This window comes from Flavobacterium sp., assembly GCF_044369455.1.
Lineage (GTDB): Bacteria > Bacteroidota > Bacteroidia > Flavobacteriales > Flavobacteriaceae > Flavobacterium.
In genome coordinates this window covers 14299-32509 of the sequence record NZ_JBIPLW010000007.1, presented here as the reverse complement: position 1 = coordinate 32509, position 18211 = coordinate 14299, and the positions used below count along the sequence as shown (strand labels likewise).

General features: G+C 34.9%; 20 protein-coding genes and 1 pseudogene. 9 read left to right on the top strand and 12 right to left on the bottom strand.

Going from position 1 to position 18211, the window contains the following annotated elements; translation table 11 throughout:
- Positions 1 to 9 precede the first annotated feature (9 nt).
- The 4 genes from ACIQ2L_RS08270 to acpS all read left to right on the top strand — a co-directional run bounded on the left by ACIQ2L_RS08270 (position 10) and on the right by acpS (position 2966).
- Positions 10 to 1023 carry a nucleotide kinase domain-containing protein gene (locus ACIQ2L_RS08270; RefSeq protein WP_396157729.1) on the top strand — a complete coding sequence of 338 codons (1014 nt, stop codon included), beginning with the start codon at positions 10 to 12 and terminating at the stop codon, positions 1021 to 1023.
- 102 nt (positions 1024 to 1125) lie between these two features.
- Positions 1126 to 2001 carry a dCTP deaminase domain-containing protein gene (locus ACIQ2L_RS08265; protein WP_396157728.1) on the top strand — a complete coding sequence of 292 codons (876 nt, stop codon included), beginning with the start codon at positions 1126 to 1128 and terminating at the stop codon, positions 1999 to 2001.
- The gene (locus ACIQ2L_RS08260) at positions 1991 to 2560 is read left to right on the top strand and encodes a nucleotide pyrophosphohydrolase (protein WP_396157727.1); all 570 of its coding nucleotides are present in this window, start codon (positions 1991 to 1993) and stop codon (positions 2558 to 2560) included. The genes ACIQ2L_RS08265 and ACIQ2L_RS08260 overlap by 11 nt, the downstream gene beginning before the upstream one ends.
- A gap of 25 nt (positions 2561 to 2585) precedes the next feature.
- On the top strand, positions 2586 to 2966 hold the full coding sequence (gene acpS / locus ACIQ2L_RS08255) for a holo-ACP synthase (RefSeq protein WP_396157725.1): 381 nt from the start codon (positions 2586 to 2588) through the stop codon (positions 2964 to 2966).
- A gap of 199 nt (positions 2967 to 3165) precedes the next feature.
- Here the strand turns inward: acpS and ACIQ2L_RS08250 are convergent, their stop codons facing one another.
- The 3 genes from ACIQ2L_RS08250 to ACIQ2L_RS08240 all read right to left on the bottom strand — a co-directional run bounded on the left by ACIQ2L_RS08250 (position 3166) and on the right by ACIQ2L_RS08240 (position 5839).
- Positions 3166 to 3693: a hypothetical protein gene (locus tag ACIQ2L_RS08250; protein ID WP_396157724.1), complete on the bottom strand. Its 528-nt coding sequence runs from the start codon at positions 3691 to 3693 to the stop codon at positions 3166 to 3168.
- 360 nt (positions 3694 to 4053) lie between these two features.
- Positions 4054 to 5019 (bottom strand): OmpA family protein, encoded by a 966-nt coding sequence (locus ACIQ2L_RS08245; RefSeq protein WP_396157723.1) that lies wholly within the window; start codon positions 5017 to 5019, stop codon positions 4054 to 4056.
- A 58-nt stretch (positions 5020 to 5077) separates the two neighbouring features.
- Positions 5078 to 5839: an exodeoxyribonuclease III gene (locus ACIQ2L_RS08240; RefSeq protein ID WP_396157722.1), complete on the bottom strand. Its 762-nt coding sequence runs from the start codon at positions 5837 to 5839 to the stop codon at positions 5078 to 5080.
- A 210-nt stretch (positions 5840 to 6049) separates the two neighbouring features.
- On the opposite strand from ACIQ2L_RS08240, the gene ACIQ2L_RS08235 reads away from it, so the two are divergent.
- A complete protein-coding gene (locus ACIQ2L_RS08235; RefSeq protein WP_396157721.1) occupies positions 6050 to 7861 on the top strand; it encodes a GNAT family N-acyltransferase in 1812 nt (603 codons plus the stop codon).
- A gap of 30 nt (positions 7862 to 7891) precedes the next feature.
- Here ACIQ2L_RS08235 and ACIQ2L_RS08230 read toward each other — a convergent pair whose 3' ends face one another.
- The 6 genes and pseudogenes from ACIQ2L_RS08230 to ACIQ2L_RS08205 form a co-directional block, all read right to left on the bottom strand.
- Positions 7892 to 8608 (bottom strand): M48 family metallopeptidase, encoded by a 717-nt coding sequence (locus ACIQ2L_RS08230; RefSeq protein WP_396157720.1) that lies wholly within the window; start codon positions 8606 to 8608, stop codon positions 7892 to 7894.
- Positions 8609 to 8691: 83 nt separating this feature from the next.
- Positions 8692 to 9123, bottom strand: coding sequence for a hypothetical protein (locus tag ACIQ2L_RS08225; protein WP_396157719.1), 432 nt, complete (start codon positions 9121 to 9123; stop codon positions 8692 to 8694).
- Positions 9120 to 9524: a DUF2752 domain-containing protein gene (locus ACIQ2L_RS08220; protein WP_396157718.1), complete on the bottom strand. Its 405-nt coding sequence runs from the start codon at positions 9522 to 9524 to the stop codon at positions 9120 to 9122. Before ACIQ2L_RS08220 ends, ACIQ2L_RS08225 begins: the two co-directional genes overlap by 4 nt.
- A gap of 3 nt (positions 9525 to 9527) precedes the next feature.
- Positions 9528 to 9866, bottom strand: a complete 339-nt coding sequence (locus tag ACIQ2L_RS08215) for a TM2 domain-containing protein (RefSeq protein ID WP_396157717.1) — start codon at positions 9864 to 9866, stop codon at positions 9528 to 9530.
- A gap of 53 nt (positions 9867 to 9919) precedes the next feature.
- A pseudogene (locus ACIQ2L_RS08210) lies at positions 9920 to 9991 on the bottom strand (VOC family protein); the annotation flags it as partial.
- A 169-nt stretch (positions 9992 to 10160) separates the two neighbouring features.
- Positions 10161 to 11129: a 2-hydroxyacid dehydrogenase gene (locus ACIQ2L_RS08205; RefSeq protein WP_396157716.1), complete on the bottom strand. Its 969-nt coding sequence runs from the start codon at positions 11127 to 11129 to the stop codon at positions 10161 to 10163.
- 105 nt (positions 11130 to 11234) lie between these two features.
- Here ACIQ2L_RS08205 and ACIQ2L_RS08200 point away from each other — a divergent pair, with 105 nt between their 5' ends.
- From ACIQ2L_RS08200 to ACIQ2L_RS08185, 4 genes are all read left to right on the top strand, one after another.
- A complete protein-coding gene (locus tag ACIQ2L_RS08200; protein ID WP_396157715.1) occupies positions 11235 to 11612 on the top strand; it encodes a hypothetical protein in 378 nt (125 codons plus the stop codon).
- A gap of 116 nt (positions 11613 to 11728) precedes the next feature.
- Complete coding sequence (locus ACIQ2L_RS08195) at positions 11729 to 12514, top strand: MbnP family protein (protein ID WP_396157714.1); 786 nt, start codon at positions 11729 to 11731, stop codon at positions 12512 to 12514.
- A 164-nt stretch (positions 12515 to 12678) separates the two neighbouring features.
- Positions 12679 to 13716 carry a cytochrome-c peroxidase gene (locus ACIQ2L_RS08190; protein ID WP_396157713.1) on the top strand — a complete coding sequence of 346 codons (1038 nt, stop codon included), beginning with the start codon at positions 12679 to 12681 and terminating at the stop codon, positions 13714 to 13716.
- A 5-nt stretch (positions 13717 to 13721) separates the two neighbouring features.
- A complete protein-coding gene (locus ACIQ2L_RS08185) occupies positions 13722 to 14672 on the top strand; it encodes a transporter (protein ID WP_396157712.1) in 951 nt (316 codons plus the stop codon).
- A 100-nt stretch (positions 14673 to 14772) separates the two neighbouring features.
- Here the strand turns inward: ACIQ2L_RS08185 and ACIQ2L_RS08180 are convergent, their stop codons facing one another.
- The 3 genes from ACIQ2L_RS08180 to deoC are packed head-to-tail and all read right to left on the bottom strand — an operon-like array spanning position 14773 to position 18040.
- Positions 14773 to 15654: an aldehyde dehydrogenase family protein gene (locus tag ACIQ2L_RS08180; RefSeq protein ID WP_396157711.1), complete on the bottom strand. Its 882-nt coding sequence runs from the start codon at positions 15652 to 15654 to the stop codon at positions 14773 to 14775.
- Positions 15655 to 15665: 11 nt separating this feature from the next.
- Positions 15666 to 17132: an aldehyde dehydrogenase family protein gene (locus ACIQ2L_RS08175; RefSeq protein WP_396157710.1), complete on the bottom strand. Its 1467-nt coding sequence runs from the start codon at positions 17130 to 17132 to the stop codon at positions 15666 to 15668.
- A 5-nt stretch (positions 17133 to 17137) separates the two neighbouring features.
- Positions 17138 to 18040, bottom strand: coding sequence for a deoxyribose-phosphate aldolase (gene deoC, locus ACIQ2L_RS08170; RefSeq protein WP_396157709.1), 903 nt, complete (start codon positions 18038 to 18040; stop codon positions 17138 to 17140).
- Between the last annotated feature and the right edge of the window lie 171 nt (positions 18041 to 18211).

Genomic DNA, 18211 nt, shown 5'->3' with positions numbered 1-18211 from the left:
ATGGAGCATTTGAAAGAAAATTTAGTTTTGGATACAAAAAAGAGTGAAATTATTATCCATGTGCCATTAGCACCTGCAAAACCAACTGAAGTATTTGATTCCTATTGGAAATTTGCATCTTTGAGGCAAGAGGTATTTTTTAACAGAATTGAAGGGATAGAATTCCCTTTAACATCCGACCCAATAATCAATAAATACAAGTTTACTAATGTATATCGAGCAAGTGATAGAGTCAGTCAATTTTTGATAAAAAATGTAATTTATAATGAGAATTTACCAAATTCTCCAAAAGAAATTTTATTTAGAATATTGTTGTTTAAATTATTTAACAAAATTGAAACATGGGAATTGCTTTCAGAAAATTTTAATTTAACATGGGAAGACTATGATTTTCAAGCATATGACAGAGTTTTATCAAATGCAATTTCAAAAAATACGATTTACTCAGCCGCTTACATTATGCCATCGTGCAAATCATATTTTGGACATTTAAGAAAGCATAGTAATCATCTTAAACTAATTGAGCTTATAATAAATAAAAACACACATGAGTTTTTAATGTCTTTCAAAACAATGCAAGAATGTTTTGAATTATTAAAAAGCTTTCCTGGATTGGGCGATTTTTTAGCTTATCAGCTTGTAATAGATATTAATTACTCACAAATATTAAACTTTTCAGAGTCCGAATTTGTAGTTGCAGGACCTGGAGCAAAGGGAGGAATAAGTAAATGCTTTAATGATACAGGAGGTTTAAGTAATGTTGAAATCATAAAATTTATGACTGATAGACAAGAAAAGGAGTTTGAAAGGTTAGAACTGTCATTTAAAACATTGTGGGGTCGAAGATTGCAACTTATCGACTGTCAAAATATTTTTTGTGAGGTGGACAAATATGCTAGAGTAAAGCACCCTGATATAATGGGAAACAGTGATAGATTAAGAATAAAACAAACATTCAAAATTAATAAGAAGCCTATCAATTTTTGGTTTCCACCTAAATGGAATATAAATAAAAATATATAGCTTTTTAAAATATTATTGTTGAAAAGGTTGGTTGTAATTATCTGACTTACAACTAAAGAAAATGAATAAGTATCGTAACTTTGTTTAAAATCTAATACGAATATGGCATTTATTGGTAACAAAAAATTAAAAGAAATTCTCGAAGGAACTGACGTCATTAAACCATTCGAAAAGGAGCATATAAAAAACGGAGCTTATGAGTTGTCATTAGGAGATGAAGCATTTCAGACTGACACAAAGCCAAGATCAATAAAAAAGCTTAATCCTGCAGAAAAAATATATATTGAACCCGGGCAATTTGCCTTACTTCTTACTGAAGAAAAGGTAAAAATACCGCAAGATAAGATTGCTTTTATTTCAATAAAAGCAGGGATTAAATTCAAAGGTTTAGTAAATGTTTCAGGATTTCATGTTGATCCAGGATTTGAGGGTAAATTATTATTCTCTGTTTACAATGCCGGTCCTTCAACAATTGTATTGAACCGAGGCGAAAAATGTTTTCCCATTTGGTTTGCTGAAATTACTGAAACTGATGATTATCGTGGCGACCATGACAAGCAACAAAATATACCAAATAAACCTGTTGAAGCATTAAGTCAAGGAGAATTAGCTTCACCAAATGTGTTAAGCAAACGTATTGATGACAATCAGAACGAATTAAACACAAAAATTGATGAGACACAAAGCTCTTTAATTACAAAAATTGGATTACTTGAGAAAGAGCAAACCGCTAAAGACTATTTGATAAAAACAGCCGTTGGGTTAGGTATAATTATCTTGTTTAAATTCGTATTGGATTGGATTTCATACAATAATGGATTTGAACAAGGATTAGAATTGAAAAAAAAGCAAACAACTACTGATTCAATAATTAATTCAAGATTAATTGAAAAGAAAAAATTAATACTTGAAATTGATAGTTTGGAAAAACACAAATCCGAACTAGAACAATTAAAAACTAAAAAAAATGAAAACTAAATATTTTTTTGATTCAGATTTTAACGAATTGGAACAACTTCCAAGAAATTTTATAGTGAATTTCGAATCATTAAAAGTTGATTCTAAATTTAAAACAAAGGTTTCTATTGATGGAATTCAAGTTGGCGACATTATTGATGATAATTCGAAAGAAATAGATTCATATAGATTTCATGATGTGTTTCATTACACATTTGCAACTATGCTTTGTTGGTCACCATGTACAAGAGCAATGATGAAGCGTAAAAGAAAAAGTCTACCGGAGATTGATGAAATAGAAGATGGTGCTAGGGCTACAATTACGGAAGAAGCTATTTCTCTAATGATATTCAATAACGCAAAACAGAAAGATTTTTTTAAAAATCAAACTAAGGTTAGTATATCCTTGCTAAATCAAATTAAGTGTCTAACATCTTCTTTCGAAGTTTCTGAACGTTCCAAGAAAGAATGGAAATATGCAATTTTAAAAGGCTATAGTTTATTTAATGAGCTAGTAAATAACAATGGTGGAAGAATACATTTCAATATGATAGAAAGAACAGCAGTTTACGAAAATTAAACTATAAAAAATATATTTGGGACTTATGATAATTAGTATTGGCTGTGATATTGTTGACCATTCTTTAATAAAAAAACTGAAATGGAATTCTGATTTAGAAAAACAGAAAAGATGCTTTTCTCAAAAAGAAATAGACTTATATATTTCCCATAAACAATCAAATTTTATTTCTGGTAGATTTGCAGTAAAAGAAGCCGTGTTAAAATGTTTGGGAATCGGCATGGAAGATGGAATTTCTTTAAAAGATATTGAAACTTTGCAATTAGAAAATGGTAAGCCAAGAATTGAATTATTTGGAGAAGTAAAAAAATTATCTGATAGTATAGGTATAAATTCTTGGCATGTCAGCATTAGTCATTCTGCAAATTTCTCAACTGCTTATGTTATTGCAGAAAAACTGAGTTAATTAATATCCAAAAGAAGGTTGACCAGATAGCGCATTCTATGATAAAAAAACAAAAACCCAGTCTCTCAACTGGGTTTTTAATTTTACAATGTAATATCAAATCTTTTTCTGTGGCAAAATTTCTCGTTGCGATTTTTTTGTCACAAGCAACAGATACGAAAGTATCGGGCTTTCCTAGTTTAATTAATTTCTAAAAAACCTATTTCGGTAATGGCGCCCCAACCGCAACAGAACATACATGTCCTTCTGCTCCGTGTGGCGGATTCATTCCGGGTGCCGTTACAACCGGAGTAGTTGTCGCATTGTTATTAACCGTGGTGACTGTGGTGCCGTTATTCGTTACCGTTCCGGGAGTAGTACTAGCCGATGTAATCGTTGCGGGTTTGCTTTGTTGCGGAGCGGCAGCTGGTTTAGAAGCTGAATTTAAAGGTGCGCCAACCGCAATTCCGCAAATATGACCGGGTTGACCGTGCGGCGGATTCATTCCGGGTGCCGTAGCTACAGCAGCTGGTGCTGCAGGCGTATTCGTTGCCGTCGAAGTATTGGTAGCGTTATACATTACCGAATTGGGCGTTGTTGCAGCAGGTGCCGTTTGCGTTGGCATTACTACCGAATCGTTGGTTGTTTGAGGTTCGGCATCGACCACAACATCATCGGTAGTCTCGGTATTTTTACACGAAACCAAAAACAAAGAGGCCAGTACGAGTAAGGAAAAGATATTTTTCATAAGGTATTTTATTTCAAATATACTTTTTTTTTGATGGGTTTTGGAAAATCTGATTAATTAAGCAACATAAACTATTGCAACCGAAGCGAAAGAAACTGATTTTTAACTTCAATTACTTTTAGTCACAAACTTCACAATGCCCCAAATAGTACACTCATTATCGTCGGTGATTTTAATCGGCTGAAAAACATGTTAGCAGGAAGCGTAAAAATTATTACAATCGACTGAAGCATACATGGAATAAAATTACAAAAACAAGTGTACTTTTGACATCTATAAAAGTTAATTTTGGGAATTGTTAATAAATAAAAAATCCGTAAAATAACTTTTACGGGTTTAGTGATTTGACTATCGAATCGCTTAAAACTCATTCAACATTTTTGAAATCTCATCTAGTTTTGGCGTTAGAATTATTTCGATTCTACGGTTTTTTGCTTTGCCTTCATTAGTATCATTACTCATAATTGGAGCGAATTCACCGCGGCCAGCAGCCGTTAAATTTTGTTTTCTGATACCGCCATTTTCAGCCAAAATATTCACGATGGCCGTGGCTCTTTTGGTCGATAAATCCCAGTTGCTTTGGATGCCGCCACCAATATTTCCAAGAATTTTATCATTGTCGGTATGCCCTTCAATCAACACTGTTATATCGGGATTTTGAGCCAATACTTTCCCGACCTCAACCACTGCGCGTCGACCTTCTGAACCAACGGCCCAACTCCCAGTTTGGAATAATAACTTATTTTCCATGGAGACATACACTTTCCCATTTTTTTGATAAACGGTCAACCCTTTTCCTTCAAAGGCATTCAACGCTTTTGACAAAGTGTCTTTTAGTTTTTTCATGGCAGCATCTTTGGCAGCAATCATGCTTTCTAACTCATTCAATCGTTTGGTATTTGCGGCCAATTCATTATTCAGCTTGTTTAAACGGTCTTGCTCAGCAGCCAATGCTTTTTCTTTAGTATCTAATTGTGCCAACAATTCTCGGTTTTTAGCCATGTTGGTTGCTAAGGCATCATTACTGTTTTTCTCGAGCGCTGCATAGGAATCCTGTAATGCTTTCAAATTATTACCAGTTGCCGTACAGTCGGCCTGAAGTTTTGCTTTATCTGCTTTTAGCGATTTTAGTTCCGCAATTAGTGATTTGTTAACCGAATCAAATTCAGCGTTAGCCTTGTGCAATTCGTCATTTTCGTCGGATAAAAATCGGTTTTCCTTTTTTAAATCGGTGTATTTATTTTCCAAATCATTATAGATTTTTTTAGACACACACGAGGTCATCAAACTGAATACGGCTAGGCAAAAAACTATTCTTTTTATCATTATCATCTATTTTCTATGTTCTATATTCTTTTCTCTTTCTTCATGCTTCTTTCTTCTCTTAGTCTATTTCTACTAAAATCGGGCAGTGATCCGAATGTTTAGCTTCTGGTAAAATCACAGCTCTACTCATTCGATCTTTAAGGTTTTCGCTCACTAAATTATAGTCGATACGCCACCCTTTATTATTCCCTCTTGCGCCAGCACGATAGCTCCACCAACTATAATTATGCGGTTCTTTATTAAAATGACGGAAACTATCAATAAAACCACTTTTCATGAATTTATTCAGCCAAGCACGTTCTTCGGGCAAAAACCCAGATACTGTTTGATTTCGAATTGGGTCATGAATGTCTATAGCTTCGTGACAAATATTATAATCGCCACAAATAATCAAATTTGGGATTGATTTCTTTAACTCATTAACATACTCCAAAAAATCGTCCATATACTTAAACTTGTGGTCTAAGCGGTCTAAATTTGTTCCCGATGGCAAATACAAACTCATTACTGAAAGGTCATCAAAATCGGCTCTGAGGTTTCTTCCTTCAAAATCCATATGAGTTACTTCAGTTCCAAAAACTACATTATTTGGTTTGATTTTGGATAAAATAGCCACGCCACTATACCCTTTTTTTTGGGCCGAAAAATAATACTGATACGGATAGCCTGCCGCTTTGATTTGTTCAATTGGAATTTGATCTTCGGTGGCTTTTATTTCCTGAAGACAAATAACATCAGGGTTGGCTTGTTGAATCCAATCTAAAAATCCTTTGGTTATGGCTGCTCGAATACCATTAACGTTATAAGAAATAATTCTCATGAGTGCTCTTAAGAGTTTTTAACTTCGTTCTGTTCGGCCAAATGGCCTCGAGTCCAAAAGTAAATAAAAACAAGTATAAATTTATGATTTATAAGTAACGATTTTTGTTTAAGAATGGGAATAAACTTCTGCAATCAAAAATCGTTAATCTGCAATCTTCAATTCAGTAGAATTGTTATCTTTGTTACTTGCTCAAAAAACAAAATATAAATGGGTTTAGTTACTGCTAAAGAAGTTGCCAAAGCGATTAACGCTGATAAATATGGGGTTTTCGGAACTTTTTGTGGCTGGTTACTAATGAAGGCTTTAAAAATTTCAACCTTAAACAAAATTTACGACCGAAACAAGCATTTAAGTGAAATAGAATTCCTGAATGCCATTTTAGATGAGTTTCAAATCAAGTTTGAAATACCAGAAGAGGATTTTAAACGTCTGCCAAAAGACGGTGCTTATATTACTATTTCAAATCATCCTTTGGGTGGAATAGATGGAATTTTGTTATTGAAGTTAATGCTCGAAAAAGAACCTAATTTCAAAATTATTGCAAACTTTTTGTTGCATCGCATCGAGCCGATGAAAAAATACATCATGCCTGTTAATCCTTTTGAAAATCATAAAGATTCTAAATCTAGCGTTATCGGCATTAAGGAAACATTACGTCATTTGAGCGATGGAAAACCGCTAGGAATGTTTCCAGCTGGAGAAGTTTCTACTTATAAAGATGGGCAATTGGTAGTGGATAAAGCTTGGGAAGAAGGCGCCATCAAAGTAATTCGTAAGGCACAGGTTCCTGTAATTCCAATTTATTTTCATGCCAAAAACAGTCGCTTTTTCTATTTATTATCCAAAATAAACCCAACACTTAGAACGGCAAAATTGCCATCGGAATTGTTAACTCAGAAAGATCGAGTGATTAAAGTTCGTATAGGAAAACCTATTTCGGTAGCCGAACAAAATGAACACAAGAGTATTGAAGAATACTCCGAATTCTTGAGAAAAAAGACCTATATGTTGGCCAATTCTTTTAACAAAGAAAACAACCTATTGAATCCACAAAATCTAAATCTGAATTTAAAAACCTCTAAAAGTCCGAAACAAATTGTAAAGCCTGCTAATCACGATAAGATTTTAGAAGAGATTGCTGCATTACGAGAAAGCGATTATCGTTTGCTGCAAAGCAAAAATTATTTAGTTTTTTTGGTGCCTGCCGTTCAAATTCCGAATATTCTTCATGAAATTGGTCGTTTGCGCGAAATCACTTTTAGAGCCGTTGGAGAAGGAACCAATGAGTCAATCGACTTAGACCGTTGCGATAGCTATTATCATCATATGTTTCTTTGGGATGATGAAACGCAGCAAATTGCAGGAGCGTATCGTATGGGATTGGGTTCGGAGATTTTTCCAAAATATGGTATCGAAGGCTTTTATCTTCAAGACTTATTCCGATTTGAGCCTGAATTGTATGATATGATGTCAAAATCTATCGAAATGGGAAGGGCTTTTATCGTTAATGATTACCAACAGAAACCGATGCCATTATTCTTACTTTGGAAAGGAATTGTACACACAACACTGCGCTATCCTGAGCATAAATTCCTGATTGGTGGTGTAAGTATCAGCAATCAATTTACCGAATTTTCGAAATCATTGATGATTGAGTTTATGAAGTCACATTATTATGATCCTTATGTAGCGCAATACATTCACCCAAAGAAAGAATTTAAAGTAAAACTGAAAGACGCCGACAAGGATTTTGTGTTTAACGAAACGGAATCTGACTTAAATAAATTTGATAAAATTATTGACGAAGTAGAACCCGGAACTTTGCGTTTACCAGTTTTAATCAAAAAATACATCAAGCAAAATGCACGTGTGGTCGCTTTTAACGTTGATCCATTGTTTAACAATGCGGTAGATGGTTTAATGTATATTCGCATTGCTGATTTACCTGAAAGTACTGTCAAACCTGTAATGGAAGAGTTTCAAGCAGAACTGGAACGGAAAGAGAAAAATTATAAATAATAAAAGGCAACTAAATTAGTTGCCTTTTTGTTATTCTTTTCCGACTTGTTCTTGAAAAGCTTTCCAATCATTTTCAGAAATTGTGGGTATGCTTATTAGTTTTTTCCCTTTGATGTAGTCCAAAATATATTTAGCTCGTTCTTCCGATTCCGGATGGTCTGCAATCCAATACATACTTTTATCCATTGTAGTATCTTGAGCCATTTGATACATAAAATCGGCCATTGGTTTTGGGTCGATATCAGCTTTTAACAAGTATTTCACACTGGTGATATCGGCTTCTTTTTCTAAAGATCGATCGTAAGCAGAAGAAGAAAGTGTTTTTAAAAGTTCCCGTGCCATTTGTCCGCCTTTAGTTCCGCCTGCTGCAGTAAGTAAAACGGAATAGCCAATTTCTTTGGAGAGCTTTTTCATTACATGTTTGTTTTCGATATGCGCAATTTCATGCCCTAAAACTCCTTGTAATGCTTCTTGTCTTTTGCAGTCTTTTATCAGACCTGAGTAAACCACCAAATGATTATTAGGTAAGGCAAAAGCATTGATTTCATCTTTTAATACAATATGAACTTTCAAAGAATCACGGTCAATATCATTGGCATCACAAATTGGTTTAATCAATTTGTCTAATGATTTTAGAATGGAATCATTCGTGATAATATCTTCCGAATCTTCTACTTGATTCCAAATCATATCGCCTAGTTTTTGCTCTAGATTTTCCGTTCTTTCTTTTACTTTGAAAAACTTCATAAAGTCGAGTTGGGAAAATCCAAACCAAATCAAAAAAAATGCGGATACTATTATTAGTGCTTGAAGAATGGTTTTCTGTATCATTAGGGTCTACAAATTAAGTTAGTAAGATTTCCGAAAAACAAAAACTGAACATGCTTTCCTTTTCGTACTTGCGTAGCAGCATAAATTGTGGAGAAAATTTCGAATAAATTGAATAAAATAACGGTAAAAATATAGGCAAAGTATTGATTGCTTACTTTTTCATCGGTAAATATAATAGAAACCGTCCACCAGAAACTTGCGCTGTTAATTCCTAATAATGCTACTTGTGAAAACAAGGCTTGAGTGCAATGCCAACGCACAAAATAAGTGCCTTTCCTGTTGGCTAAATAAAAGAAGAATGTTGCCAATAAATTAATAATTGGCAAAGGTAATCCGGCAATTAATGCAACTAAAGACATCAAATAACTATTGGATGCTTTTTCGCGCTCGTGTTCGCCAGGTTTATAAGTAAAAGTGGTTTCTTGTATCATAACTGTTTGTAAATATTCCAAATCCAATTAAGCATAACCAATAGAATTAAAATCGCTGCAATCCAAGGTTTTCTAATAAATGATTCTGTTTTTGTATAAGTTTTAAAAAAACTGTCTTTTTTAAGGATAACATCCGTTAAAACCCATAAAGGAAAAACTGTCATGACTATAGCAAGTAGTATTCCAAAAGGATTTAGCAGTAGTGATGCTATAATTTTCCCTTCCAAAAGCAATGAAACAGCTCGAGTGGCTCCACAAGAAGGACAAGAATATCCTGTCACATTTTTAATAAAGCAAACCCGAAATGTTTCATTTGGTAAATAGTTAATCTTATAAAAAAGGTAAGCGTATCCGGTAAAACAAGCTATAAGCAACAAGGAATATAACTTATTTCGAGTCATCTACTAATAAAAAGTATTTTGAAACGTTTCCATGTTTTTTTCACGAGTAGCACCCATGATTAAGAACCAGTCAATGATTGCCCAGATTCCCAATCCACCACAAGTTAATAGTTTTCCTATTCCCATTCCGGTATCGCCAATCATAAAACGGTCAATTCCTAAATTTCCTCCAAGTAGCGAAACAATTAAGGAAGTTGTAGGTTCTTTGAATTGCATGGTTTGAACTAATCCCCATTTGGTCTCATCTAGCGTTAATAGTTTTTCTCTAACAGCATTCAAATGATGGCTTTCGAAATATTTTGAATTCATCATCATAAACATGTCAACTTTTTGTGCGTCCATAGTCTTGGTTTTTTATTGGTTATTTTTTATTTATTCGACTAAAATATAAAATTTTATAAGAAAGCACTATCAATTGGCTCCCAAAGTTCAATTTTATCTCCTTCTGGGTCTAAAATCCAACCAAAAACAGTACTTTTTTTATTCTGTATTGCTTATATCACTAATTTGTTTGTTTCGTCACTTCGAGTGATTTTAAATAAATTGCGATTAGAAATTTTTTAAAATTGTATCGAGAAGACTCGTTATAAATTGGTTCTCGATACTTCTGTAAAATTTTCTGTCGAAAATTTTACTTCAACTCGAACTGACGGTGTTGAATAATTTAATGATTTTATCTACTATAACTTGCGCCAGTTTTTGATGACTTTCATGTGTCCAGCCCGCAATATGTGGTGTTAGTAAAACATTTTCAGCTTGAAGCAAGTATTCGAATGCTTTAGGCCTATCATTTTCTATGAATAGATTTTCAAACGACAATTTCTCGTATTCCAAGACATCCAATCCAGCTCCTAAAATTTTTCCTGATTGTAACGCTTCTACCAAATCATGCGTCACCACATTTTTCCCTCTAGAAGTATTGATAAACCAAAATGGTTTAGCAAAGGAATTGATAAAATTGGTATTTACCATCGTATCCGTTTTGGGTGTCCACGGAATGTGCAAACTCAACACATCGGCTTGTTGTTGAAGCTCCTGCAATGAAACTTGTTTAGCATTTTCATCTCCTACATTCTCTAAAATATCATAACATAAAACGTCAACGTCAAATCCGCGTAGTTTTTTGGCAAATGATTTTCCCATATTGCCGTAACCAATCAGACCGACAGTTTTGCCTTCGAGTTCGTGTCCTCGATTAGCTTCTCGCATCCATTTGCCTTCACGAACTAACTTATCGGCACGATTTAGTTTGTTCATTAACGATAAAAGCATTCCAAGAGTATGCTCTCCAACCGCATTTCGATTGCCTTCGGGCGCTGCAATTAGCTGAATATTTTTAGCTTTAGCATAGTCACAATCAATACTTTCTAATCCTGCTCCAACGCGAGCAATAAATTTTAGGTTGGTGGCTTTATCTATAAATTCTCGGTCGATTTTAAATCGACTTCGAATAATAATTCCGTTGTAGTTATGAATTTTAGCTTCTATTTCTGTTTTAGAGGAAGTAAAATCAGCTTCATTATGAAAACCTGCTTCTTCCAATTGTTGCCATAATAAAGGATGATTGCTATCGATGTGAAGAATTTTGGTATAGCGAGATTTCATAGTATCAATTGTTGCGTAAATATAATGCTATTTTAATATATGTTAAAATATTAAAAAATTAGAATTTTCGTATTCTAATAAATTTTCAGATAGTATATTTGCTTGGTGAAAAAATTAGTCCTCATAGTTGCACTTACCCTGTTTCTAAAACCAATACTTCCGGTTTTAGATTATGTGATAAACTATGATTATATTGTAAAAGAACTTTGCGAAAATAAAGCCAAGCCCGAATTGAAATGTAACGGAAAGTGTCATTTGATGAAAGAAATGGCAAAAGCTGCCGAAAATGAAAAACCAATTAATTCTGATAAAAAAGATAATTCTAAACAAGAAATTGAAGTGTTATTTTACAATAATGCTTATGTTTTCCATTTAAAAATATCACCAAGATTTTCATCAGAGAAAATAAATAATTTGTATACTAATCACTATGATTACCTCAGTGATTATGTTTTTTTCCATCCACCTAGTTGTATTGTTTAACATTTTAGATTAAGCATTCTTTTTTTTAATTAAAAAAGACAGAACAAGTATGTTCAAAATTAAGTAATGCTATTTAGCATTGCTTTACTATTTCTATAAACAAATTACAACAAAAAATGAAATTTCAATTAAAAAAATATGCAGTCGCATTGGCTATTGCATTAACGTTAACCTCATGTTCAAACGATGATGATAACACTCCAACAGGAGAAGGCAACTTAAAATTAGAATTTGATAACATTTACGGCAGTGCTAATCTTGCCTTCAACACGCCTTATACAAACAGCAATGGCGAAGTGGTAAAAATAGATAAACTGATTTATATCGTGAGTAATATAATATTAACAAAAGAGGATGGAACAACATATACAGTTCCAAAAAGTGAAAGCTACTTTTTTGTAAACGAAGCCGATGCTGCCAGCACAATTCTCAATTTACCTAATGTTCCTGCAGCAAACTATACCAAAGTTAAGTTTGGAATCGGAGTAGACCAAGCACAATTCAATCAAGGAGCTGACGGGCAAGGCAATCTTTGGACAACCGCAAGCGATCCTGCTTTAGGCATGACATGGTCTTGGGCAGCAGGATACAAATTTATCAAATTTGAAGGTACAGTAACCTCAGCTTCTCACTCCAATGCAGTTTTCAAAGTACATACGGGAAAAACAGGCGACATCGATAACTATGCTGAAATTTCAATGGATTTACCCGAAAAAGCACTGGTTAGAACTAACGTAACGCCGCAAGTTCACATCTTAGCCGACTTTAAAAAAGTAATTGATGGAACTACCAAAATCAATTTTGAAGAAGGTCTTAGTGTTATGGGTGGAGCAAAAGTGCAAAACATAATGGCAAACAATGTGCCTACCATGTTTGAAGTAGATCATGTTCATAACGACTAATTTTATGTAAAGCCAATCCAGCTATTCATTACAAGTCCGCAGGAAAAACAAAAGTTTTGTAAGCAAAAAAAAAAGCTTCTATGGTCGCCTTTTTTTTACAACAAAATCTATTTGTTTTTCCTTTACGGGCTTTTCATTACTATCTGGGCTAAAAATTCAATACCATGAAAAAAATAGTAGTACTTGCACTAATCCTAGCACTCGGAAGTTGCAACTCAGACGATGACTCCAACTATCAAAACCTGCCAATAGATTACAAAGTACCATCAAACTTTCCTCCTTTGGCTTACGATATGAGCAACAATCCTTTAACCGAAAAAGGATTTGAACTAGGGAAAAAAATTTTCTATGACGGCCGTTTGGCTTCAGATGGAGTGGTTTCTTGTGGATTTTGTCATATTCAAGAAGACGCGTTTACCCATCACGGACACAATTTTAGTCATGGTGTAGGCGAAGGAATTGGTACACGTAATGCACCACCTGTTCAAAATATGGCTTTTCAAACACAATTCTTTTGGGACGGCGCAGCCGATCATATCGAATTATTATCAATGGTGCCTATTTCCTCCGAAATAGAAATGAATGGTAACATCATCAACATCATCAATATGATGAAAAATGATCCGTCCTACAAAAAATTATACAAACAAGCATTTACCGATGGGGAAATAAATGCTGAAAATATGCTCAAAGCGTTATCCCAATTCATGACCATGCTCACATCGTCTAATTCTCGCTTTGATAAATACCGAAGAAACGAGACCGGTGGGACAATGTCATCTCAAGAATTAGCTGGTTACACTGTTTTTAATCAAAAATGTGCTTCGTGTCATGCCACTGATTTATTTACTGATAATTCTTTTAGAAATAACGGATTACCCATTAATCCTGCAATCAACGATAAAGGCAGGTACCGTGTAACCGAAAATCCTGCCGATACTTATAAATTCAAAGTGCCTAGTTTAAGAAATATCGAGAAAACAGCACCATACATGCACGATGGCCGTTTTTATACACTCGAAGCAGTACTCGAACATTATACTTCTGGTATTCAAAATACGCAAAACCTTGATCCTCTATTAGTTAATGGATCATCATTTGGAATCTCTTTATCAAGCACAGAAAAAACGCAACTAATTGCTTTCCTGAAAACGCTAACCGATAATGAGTTTCTAACCAACCCAAAATTTGCTGAATTTTAATTTCCATGAAAAAAATCAATTTATTTCTACTACTTATATCACAAATACTGACAGCTTCGGGCAGTGGTAACTTTACCAATCCTCCGATATTTAAGTTACACCATTTTGCCCATGGATTGCTTTGCGATGCCTGTGGTTGCTCCGCTAGCGGAGGAAGTATGGGTTTTGCTTCGATGCTCGATACCAATTTTATTGGCATCCGTTACTTTAATCAAAACTACAAAAGTACTGATGGCTTGTATAGTAATTCGCCCTGGTACGAAGAAAATTTTAACACCGTTCAAATTTGGGGCAGAATTCCTGTTCACAAGAAAATACAAATCTCCACTTTGATACCCTATCATTTTCACAATCGGGAAACCACCACTGGCAATCAATCCATAAACGGAATAGGTGATGCCACTATACTCGCTATGTATGAAATTTTTAAAACAAAAAAAGACTCTATTACTAGTCACTTTGTCCAAATAGGTGGCGGAATAAAAATCCCATTTGGCAAATTTGACGAAACAAATAATGGAAGTTTTAATACATCTTATCAACTTGGTACTGGCAGCTGGGATTATATGATTACATCAGAATATGTAATCAAAAGAAAGCAATTCGGCTTCAACGCTATGCTCAATTATACTATAAAAACAGAAAACGATAGGCAATACCGTTTTGGAAATCAAACTAATTATGCTGGAACGTTTTTTTATCTAATCGAAAATCCTAAATTTTCATTCGTCCCTCAATTGGGTCTAGCAGGTGAGATTTATGAATCTAACTTCCAACTTGGTCAAAAAGTGCGAAATACCTCGGGCTCTATTTTTCTAAGCAGAATGGGATTTGAATTAGGCAAAAACAAATGGTCTTTTGGAGCCAATGCCATGTTACCTATTAAACAAAATCTAAATGGAGGAAGAGTTGAAGCAAACTACAGATGGAGCGTTAATTTGAACTATGCGCTCTAAGTTTAACTAAAAATAGTATATGCCTGTTTGAAAAAAAGCCATCAAAGAAATCTGATGGCTTTTTTTATAAAGATATATTTATAGTTTTATTTATAATAATTTAATACCCAGCACCCGCACTCGCAATCACTTCAATAGGATGCCATGTGGTTTTGGTTTCTTGAAAATCATAAATCAGATAAGGCGATTCAAATTTGTCATCAAAGTAATCGCCATCTTCTCGAAGAATAACACGCTTTAAATTTTCAATAGCTAAATCTTGAATTTTTGCAATCATATCTGAAGCTGCACCACAATACAAAATAGCATTGACGTCTTTATGAGCGGCAAATTGTGTTAGTAATTCGGTTTGATTTCCCGTAAGGATATTAACCACACCACCCGGAACATCTGAAGTGGCTAGCACTTCGGCAAATGTAACGGCGCACAATGCCAATTGCTCTGAAGCTAAAACTACACAAGTATTTCCGCCAGCAATGATAGAGGCAATTTGAGTAACCAAACCCAGTAAACTACTTTGTTGTGGAGCAAAAACCGCTACAACTCCTGCTGGTTCAGGCACTGAAAAGTTAAAGAAACTTCCTGAAACTGGATTAACCGTGCTGTATAATTGTGTGTATTTATCGCACCAACCTGCATAATAAATCAAACGGTCAATGCTCAAATCAACTTCTTTTTGGGCTTTTGTCTTAGAAATGCCCTGCAATTCTAATTCGGCAATAAACTGTGCTTTTCTTCCTTCGAGAACCTCCCCAATTCGATACAAAATTTGGCAACGGTTATAGGCGGTTTTGTGCGACCAACTGCCTTGAGCATTTCGGGCAGCAACGACCGCATTTCTAAAATCTTTCACAGACGATAAACACATATTAGCAACAGTCTTTTTGTTTATAATAAGCGGATAATAACGCCCCGATTCGGTTCTTGGAAAACTTCCTCCGATATATATTTTGTAGGTTTTCAAAACTTCTATTCTTGACATACTATTAGTTTTTAATCAAATTTTAAATACGCTTCTAATCCGTGAACACCGCCTTCTCTTCCGAAGCCGCTTTCTTTATAACCTCCAAAAGGTGAAGCCGGATCGAATTTGTTAAAAGTATTCGCCCAAACCACTCCGGCACGCAACTGTGACGTCATGTTGAAGATTTTTGACCCTTTATCTGTCCAAACTCCAGCTGATAATCCGTATGGTGTATTGTTGGCTTTTTCGATAACTTCATCTACCGTTCTAAATGTTTGTATGGCTAAAACCGGTCCGAATATTTCTTCTTGAGAAATTCGATTTGACTGACTTACTTTCGTGAATATCGTTGGTCTGCACCAAAACCCTTTTGATGGTACATCGCAAGTAGGTTGATACATATCGGCACCTTCTTGTTTTCCGATTTCGATATACTTATTTATGGTTTCCAATTGTTTTTTAGAGTTGATGGCTCCAATATCAGTGTTTTTATCTAATGGATCTCCAACGTTTAAGGAATTCATTCTATCTTTCAACTTCTGAACGACAACATCAAATACGGATTCCTGAACAAACAAGCGTGAACCCGCACAACAAACATGTCCTTGATTGAAGAAAATTCCGTTTACAATTCCTTCCACGGCTTGATCTAACGCCGCATCTTCAAAAATAATATTGGCTGCTTTTCCACCCAATTCCATTGTAGATTTTTTTGGAGTACCCGCAATGGCTTTCATAATTATTTTACCCACAGCTGTTGAGCCTGTGAAAGCTATTTTATCTACGTCGGCGTGATTCACAATATAAGAACCTGTAAGTCCTGCTCCAGAAACGATATTTACAACTCCAGCTGGCAAACCTGCTTCTTGAATTACTTCTGCCAATAAGTAAGCCGTTAACGGAGTAGTCTCTGAAGATTTAATAACCACTGTATTTCCTGCTGCTAATGCCGGAGCAATTTTCCAGGCAGCCATCAGTAAAGGAAAATTCCACGGAATGATTTGTCCCGCTACGCCAAGTGATTTTGGCTTTTTATTTGGAAATGCATATTCTAATTTATCAGCCCATCCGGCATAATAAAAGAAATGAGCTGCCGCCAATGGGACATCTACATCACGAGATTCACGAATGGCTTTTCCTCCGTTTAAGGTTTCTACTACTGCAAATTCTCGAGCGCGTTCTTGAATAATTCTAGCAATTCGATATATATATTTCCCTCGTTCTTTCCCTGATAATTTTGACCATACGGTATCGTATGCTTTTCGGGCAGCTTTTACGGCTGAATCGATATCGGCTTCGTTGGCTTCGGCTACTTTGGCTAAGACTTTCTCGGTAGCTGGATTTATGGTGTCGAAATACTTTCCTGATTTAGGCGCAACAAATTTTCCATTGATAAACAAATCATAGGTTTCCTTTAATTTAAAATGCGTTGTGCTTTCAGGCGCTGGTGCTAAATTCCAGTCCGAACTAAAATCTATTTTATGTGTTTTTTTCATTCGGTTTATACTTTAGAAAAATAATCATTCGATTGATAAATACCCGATTGTTGTTTTGCGATTTGCAATAAAACATCGTTGGCTAAACTACTCGCTCCAAAACGGAAATACTCGTTGGTTAACCATTTTCCGCCAAGGGTTTCCTTTACCATTACTAAATAATGTAATGCTAATTTTGAGTTCGAAATTCCACCAGCTGGTTTCATTCCAATCATAATTCCGGTTTTGTAATAGTAATCGCGGATTGCTTCGAGCATTACTAAAGTCACGGGTAAGGTTGCTGCTGGTTTAATTTTACCCGTAGAGGTTTTGATAAAATCGGCTCCCGCATACATGGCAATGTCGCTCGCCTGTCGGACTTTATCAAGTGTTCCGATTTCACCCGTTTCGAGTATCACCTTTAGTCGCACATTTTTACCACAAGCTTCTTTGATCATAGCAATTTCATCGAAAACAAAATTGTATTCTCCGCTGTGGAATTTACCGCGACTGATCACCATATCCACTTCATCAGCACCACCATCGACAGCCATTTTGGTGTCTAATAATTTAATTTCAGCGCTCGATTGGCCGCTAGGAAACGCTGTTGCAACAGAAGCTACTTTTACACCAGTTCCTTTGAGTTCGTTTGCTGCTAGTTTAACAAAATTAGGATACACACACACTGCTGCAGTGGTTGGCAATCCTGGAATTTCATCGTGTAAGTGGTGTGCTTTAAAACAAAGTTGCTTTACTTTTTCTTCAGTATCTGCTCCTTCTAAGGTAGTCAAATCAATCATATTCAAAGCCATTAATAGCCCTTGCATTTTTGATTCCTTTTTGATACTTCGAGCGGTAATTCGGGCAACGCGCTCCTCAATCCCAACTTGATCAATTCTTGGGGAATTTAAAAAATCAGTGTTTTTCATTTAGTATTTCTATTAAAAAGGGAAGGCATTAATACAATTTTAATCAACACCAACAAACAAATATATAAATATCTTAAGGACAAAAAACCATTGTCATTAATTATTATTCCTATTTCGCGTAACATAGTATAACTTTTAAAGTCAAACTATTCAATTTAACTTAAATTCTGC

Coding starts and splice junctions, on each gene's coding strand:
- ACIQ2L_RS08265 (WP_396157728.1), top strand. CDS start 1,126: ATGGCATTTATTGGTAACAAAAAATTAAAAGAAATTCTCGAAGGAACT.
- ACIQ2L_RS08260 (WP_396157727.1), top strand. CDS start 1,991: ATGAAAACTAAATATTTTTTTGATTCAGATTTTAACGAATTGGAACAA.
- acpS (WP_396157725.1), top strand. CDS start 2,586: ATGATAATTAGTATTGGCTGTGATATTGTTGACCATTCTTTAATAAAA.
- ACIQ2L_RS08250 (WP_396157724.1), bottom strand. CDS start 3,693: ATGAAAAATATCTTTTCCTTACTCGTACTGGCCTCTTTGTTTTTGGTT.
- ACIQ2L_RS08245 (WP_396157723.1), bottom strand. CDS start 5,019: ATGATAAAAAGAATAGTTTTTTGCCTAGCCGTATTCAGTTTGATGACC.
- ACIQ2L_RS08240 (WP_396157722.1), bottom strand. CDS start 5,839: ATGAGAATTATTTCTTATAACGTTAATGGTATTCGAGCAGCCATAACC.
- ACIQ2L_RS08235 (WP_396157721.1), top strand. CDS start 6,050: ATGGGTTTAGTTACTGCTAAAGAAGTTGCCAAAGCGATTAACGCTGAT.
- ACIQ2L_RS08230 (WP_396157720.1), bottom strand. CDS start 8,608: ATGAAGTTTTTCAAAGTAAAAGAAAGAACGGAAAATCTAGAGCAAAAA.
- ACIQ2L_RS08225 (WP_396157719.1), bottom strand. CDS start 9,123: ATGATACAAGAAACCACTTTTACTTATAAACCTGGCGAACACGAGCGC.
- ACIQ2L_RS08220 (WP_396157718.1), bottom strand. CDS start 9,524: ATGACTCGAAATAAGTTATATTCCTTGTTGCTTATAGCTTGTTTTACC.
- ACIQ2L_RS08215 (WP_396157717.1), bottom strand. CDS start 9,866: ATGGACGCACAAAAAGTTGACATGTTTATGATGATGAATTCAAAATAT.
- ACIQ2L_RS08205 (WP_396157716.1), bottom strand. CDS start 11,129: ATGAAATCTCGCTATACCAAAATTCTTCACATCGATAGCAATCATCCT.
- ACIQ2L_RS08195 (WP_396157714.1), top strand. CDS start 11,729: ATGAAATTTCAATTAAAAAAATATGCAGTCGCATTGGCTATTGCATTA.
- ACIQ2L_RS08190 (WP_396157713.1), top strand. CDS start 12,679: ATGAAAAAAATAGTAGTACTTGCACTAATCCTAGCACTCGGAAGTTGC.
- ACIQ2L_RS08185 (WP_396157712.1), top strand. CDS start 13,722: ATGAAAAAAATCAATTTATTTCTACTACTTATATCACAAATACTGACA.
- ACIQ2L_RS08180 (WP_396157711.1), bottom strand. CDS start 15,654: ATGTCAAGAATAGAAGTTTTGAAAACCTACAAAATATATATCGGAGGA.
- ACIQ2L_RS08175 (WP_396157710.1), bottom strand. CDS start 17,132: ATGAAAAAAACACATAAAATAGATTTTAGTTCGGACTGGAATTTAGCA.
- deoC (WP_396157709.1), bottom strand. CDS start 18,040: ATGAAAAACACTGATTTTTTAAATTCCCCAAGAATTGATCAAGTTGGG.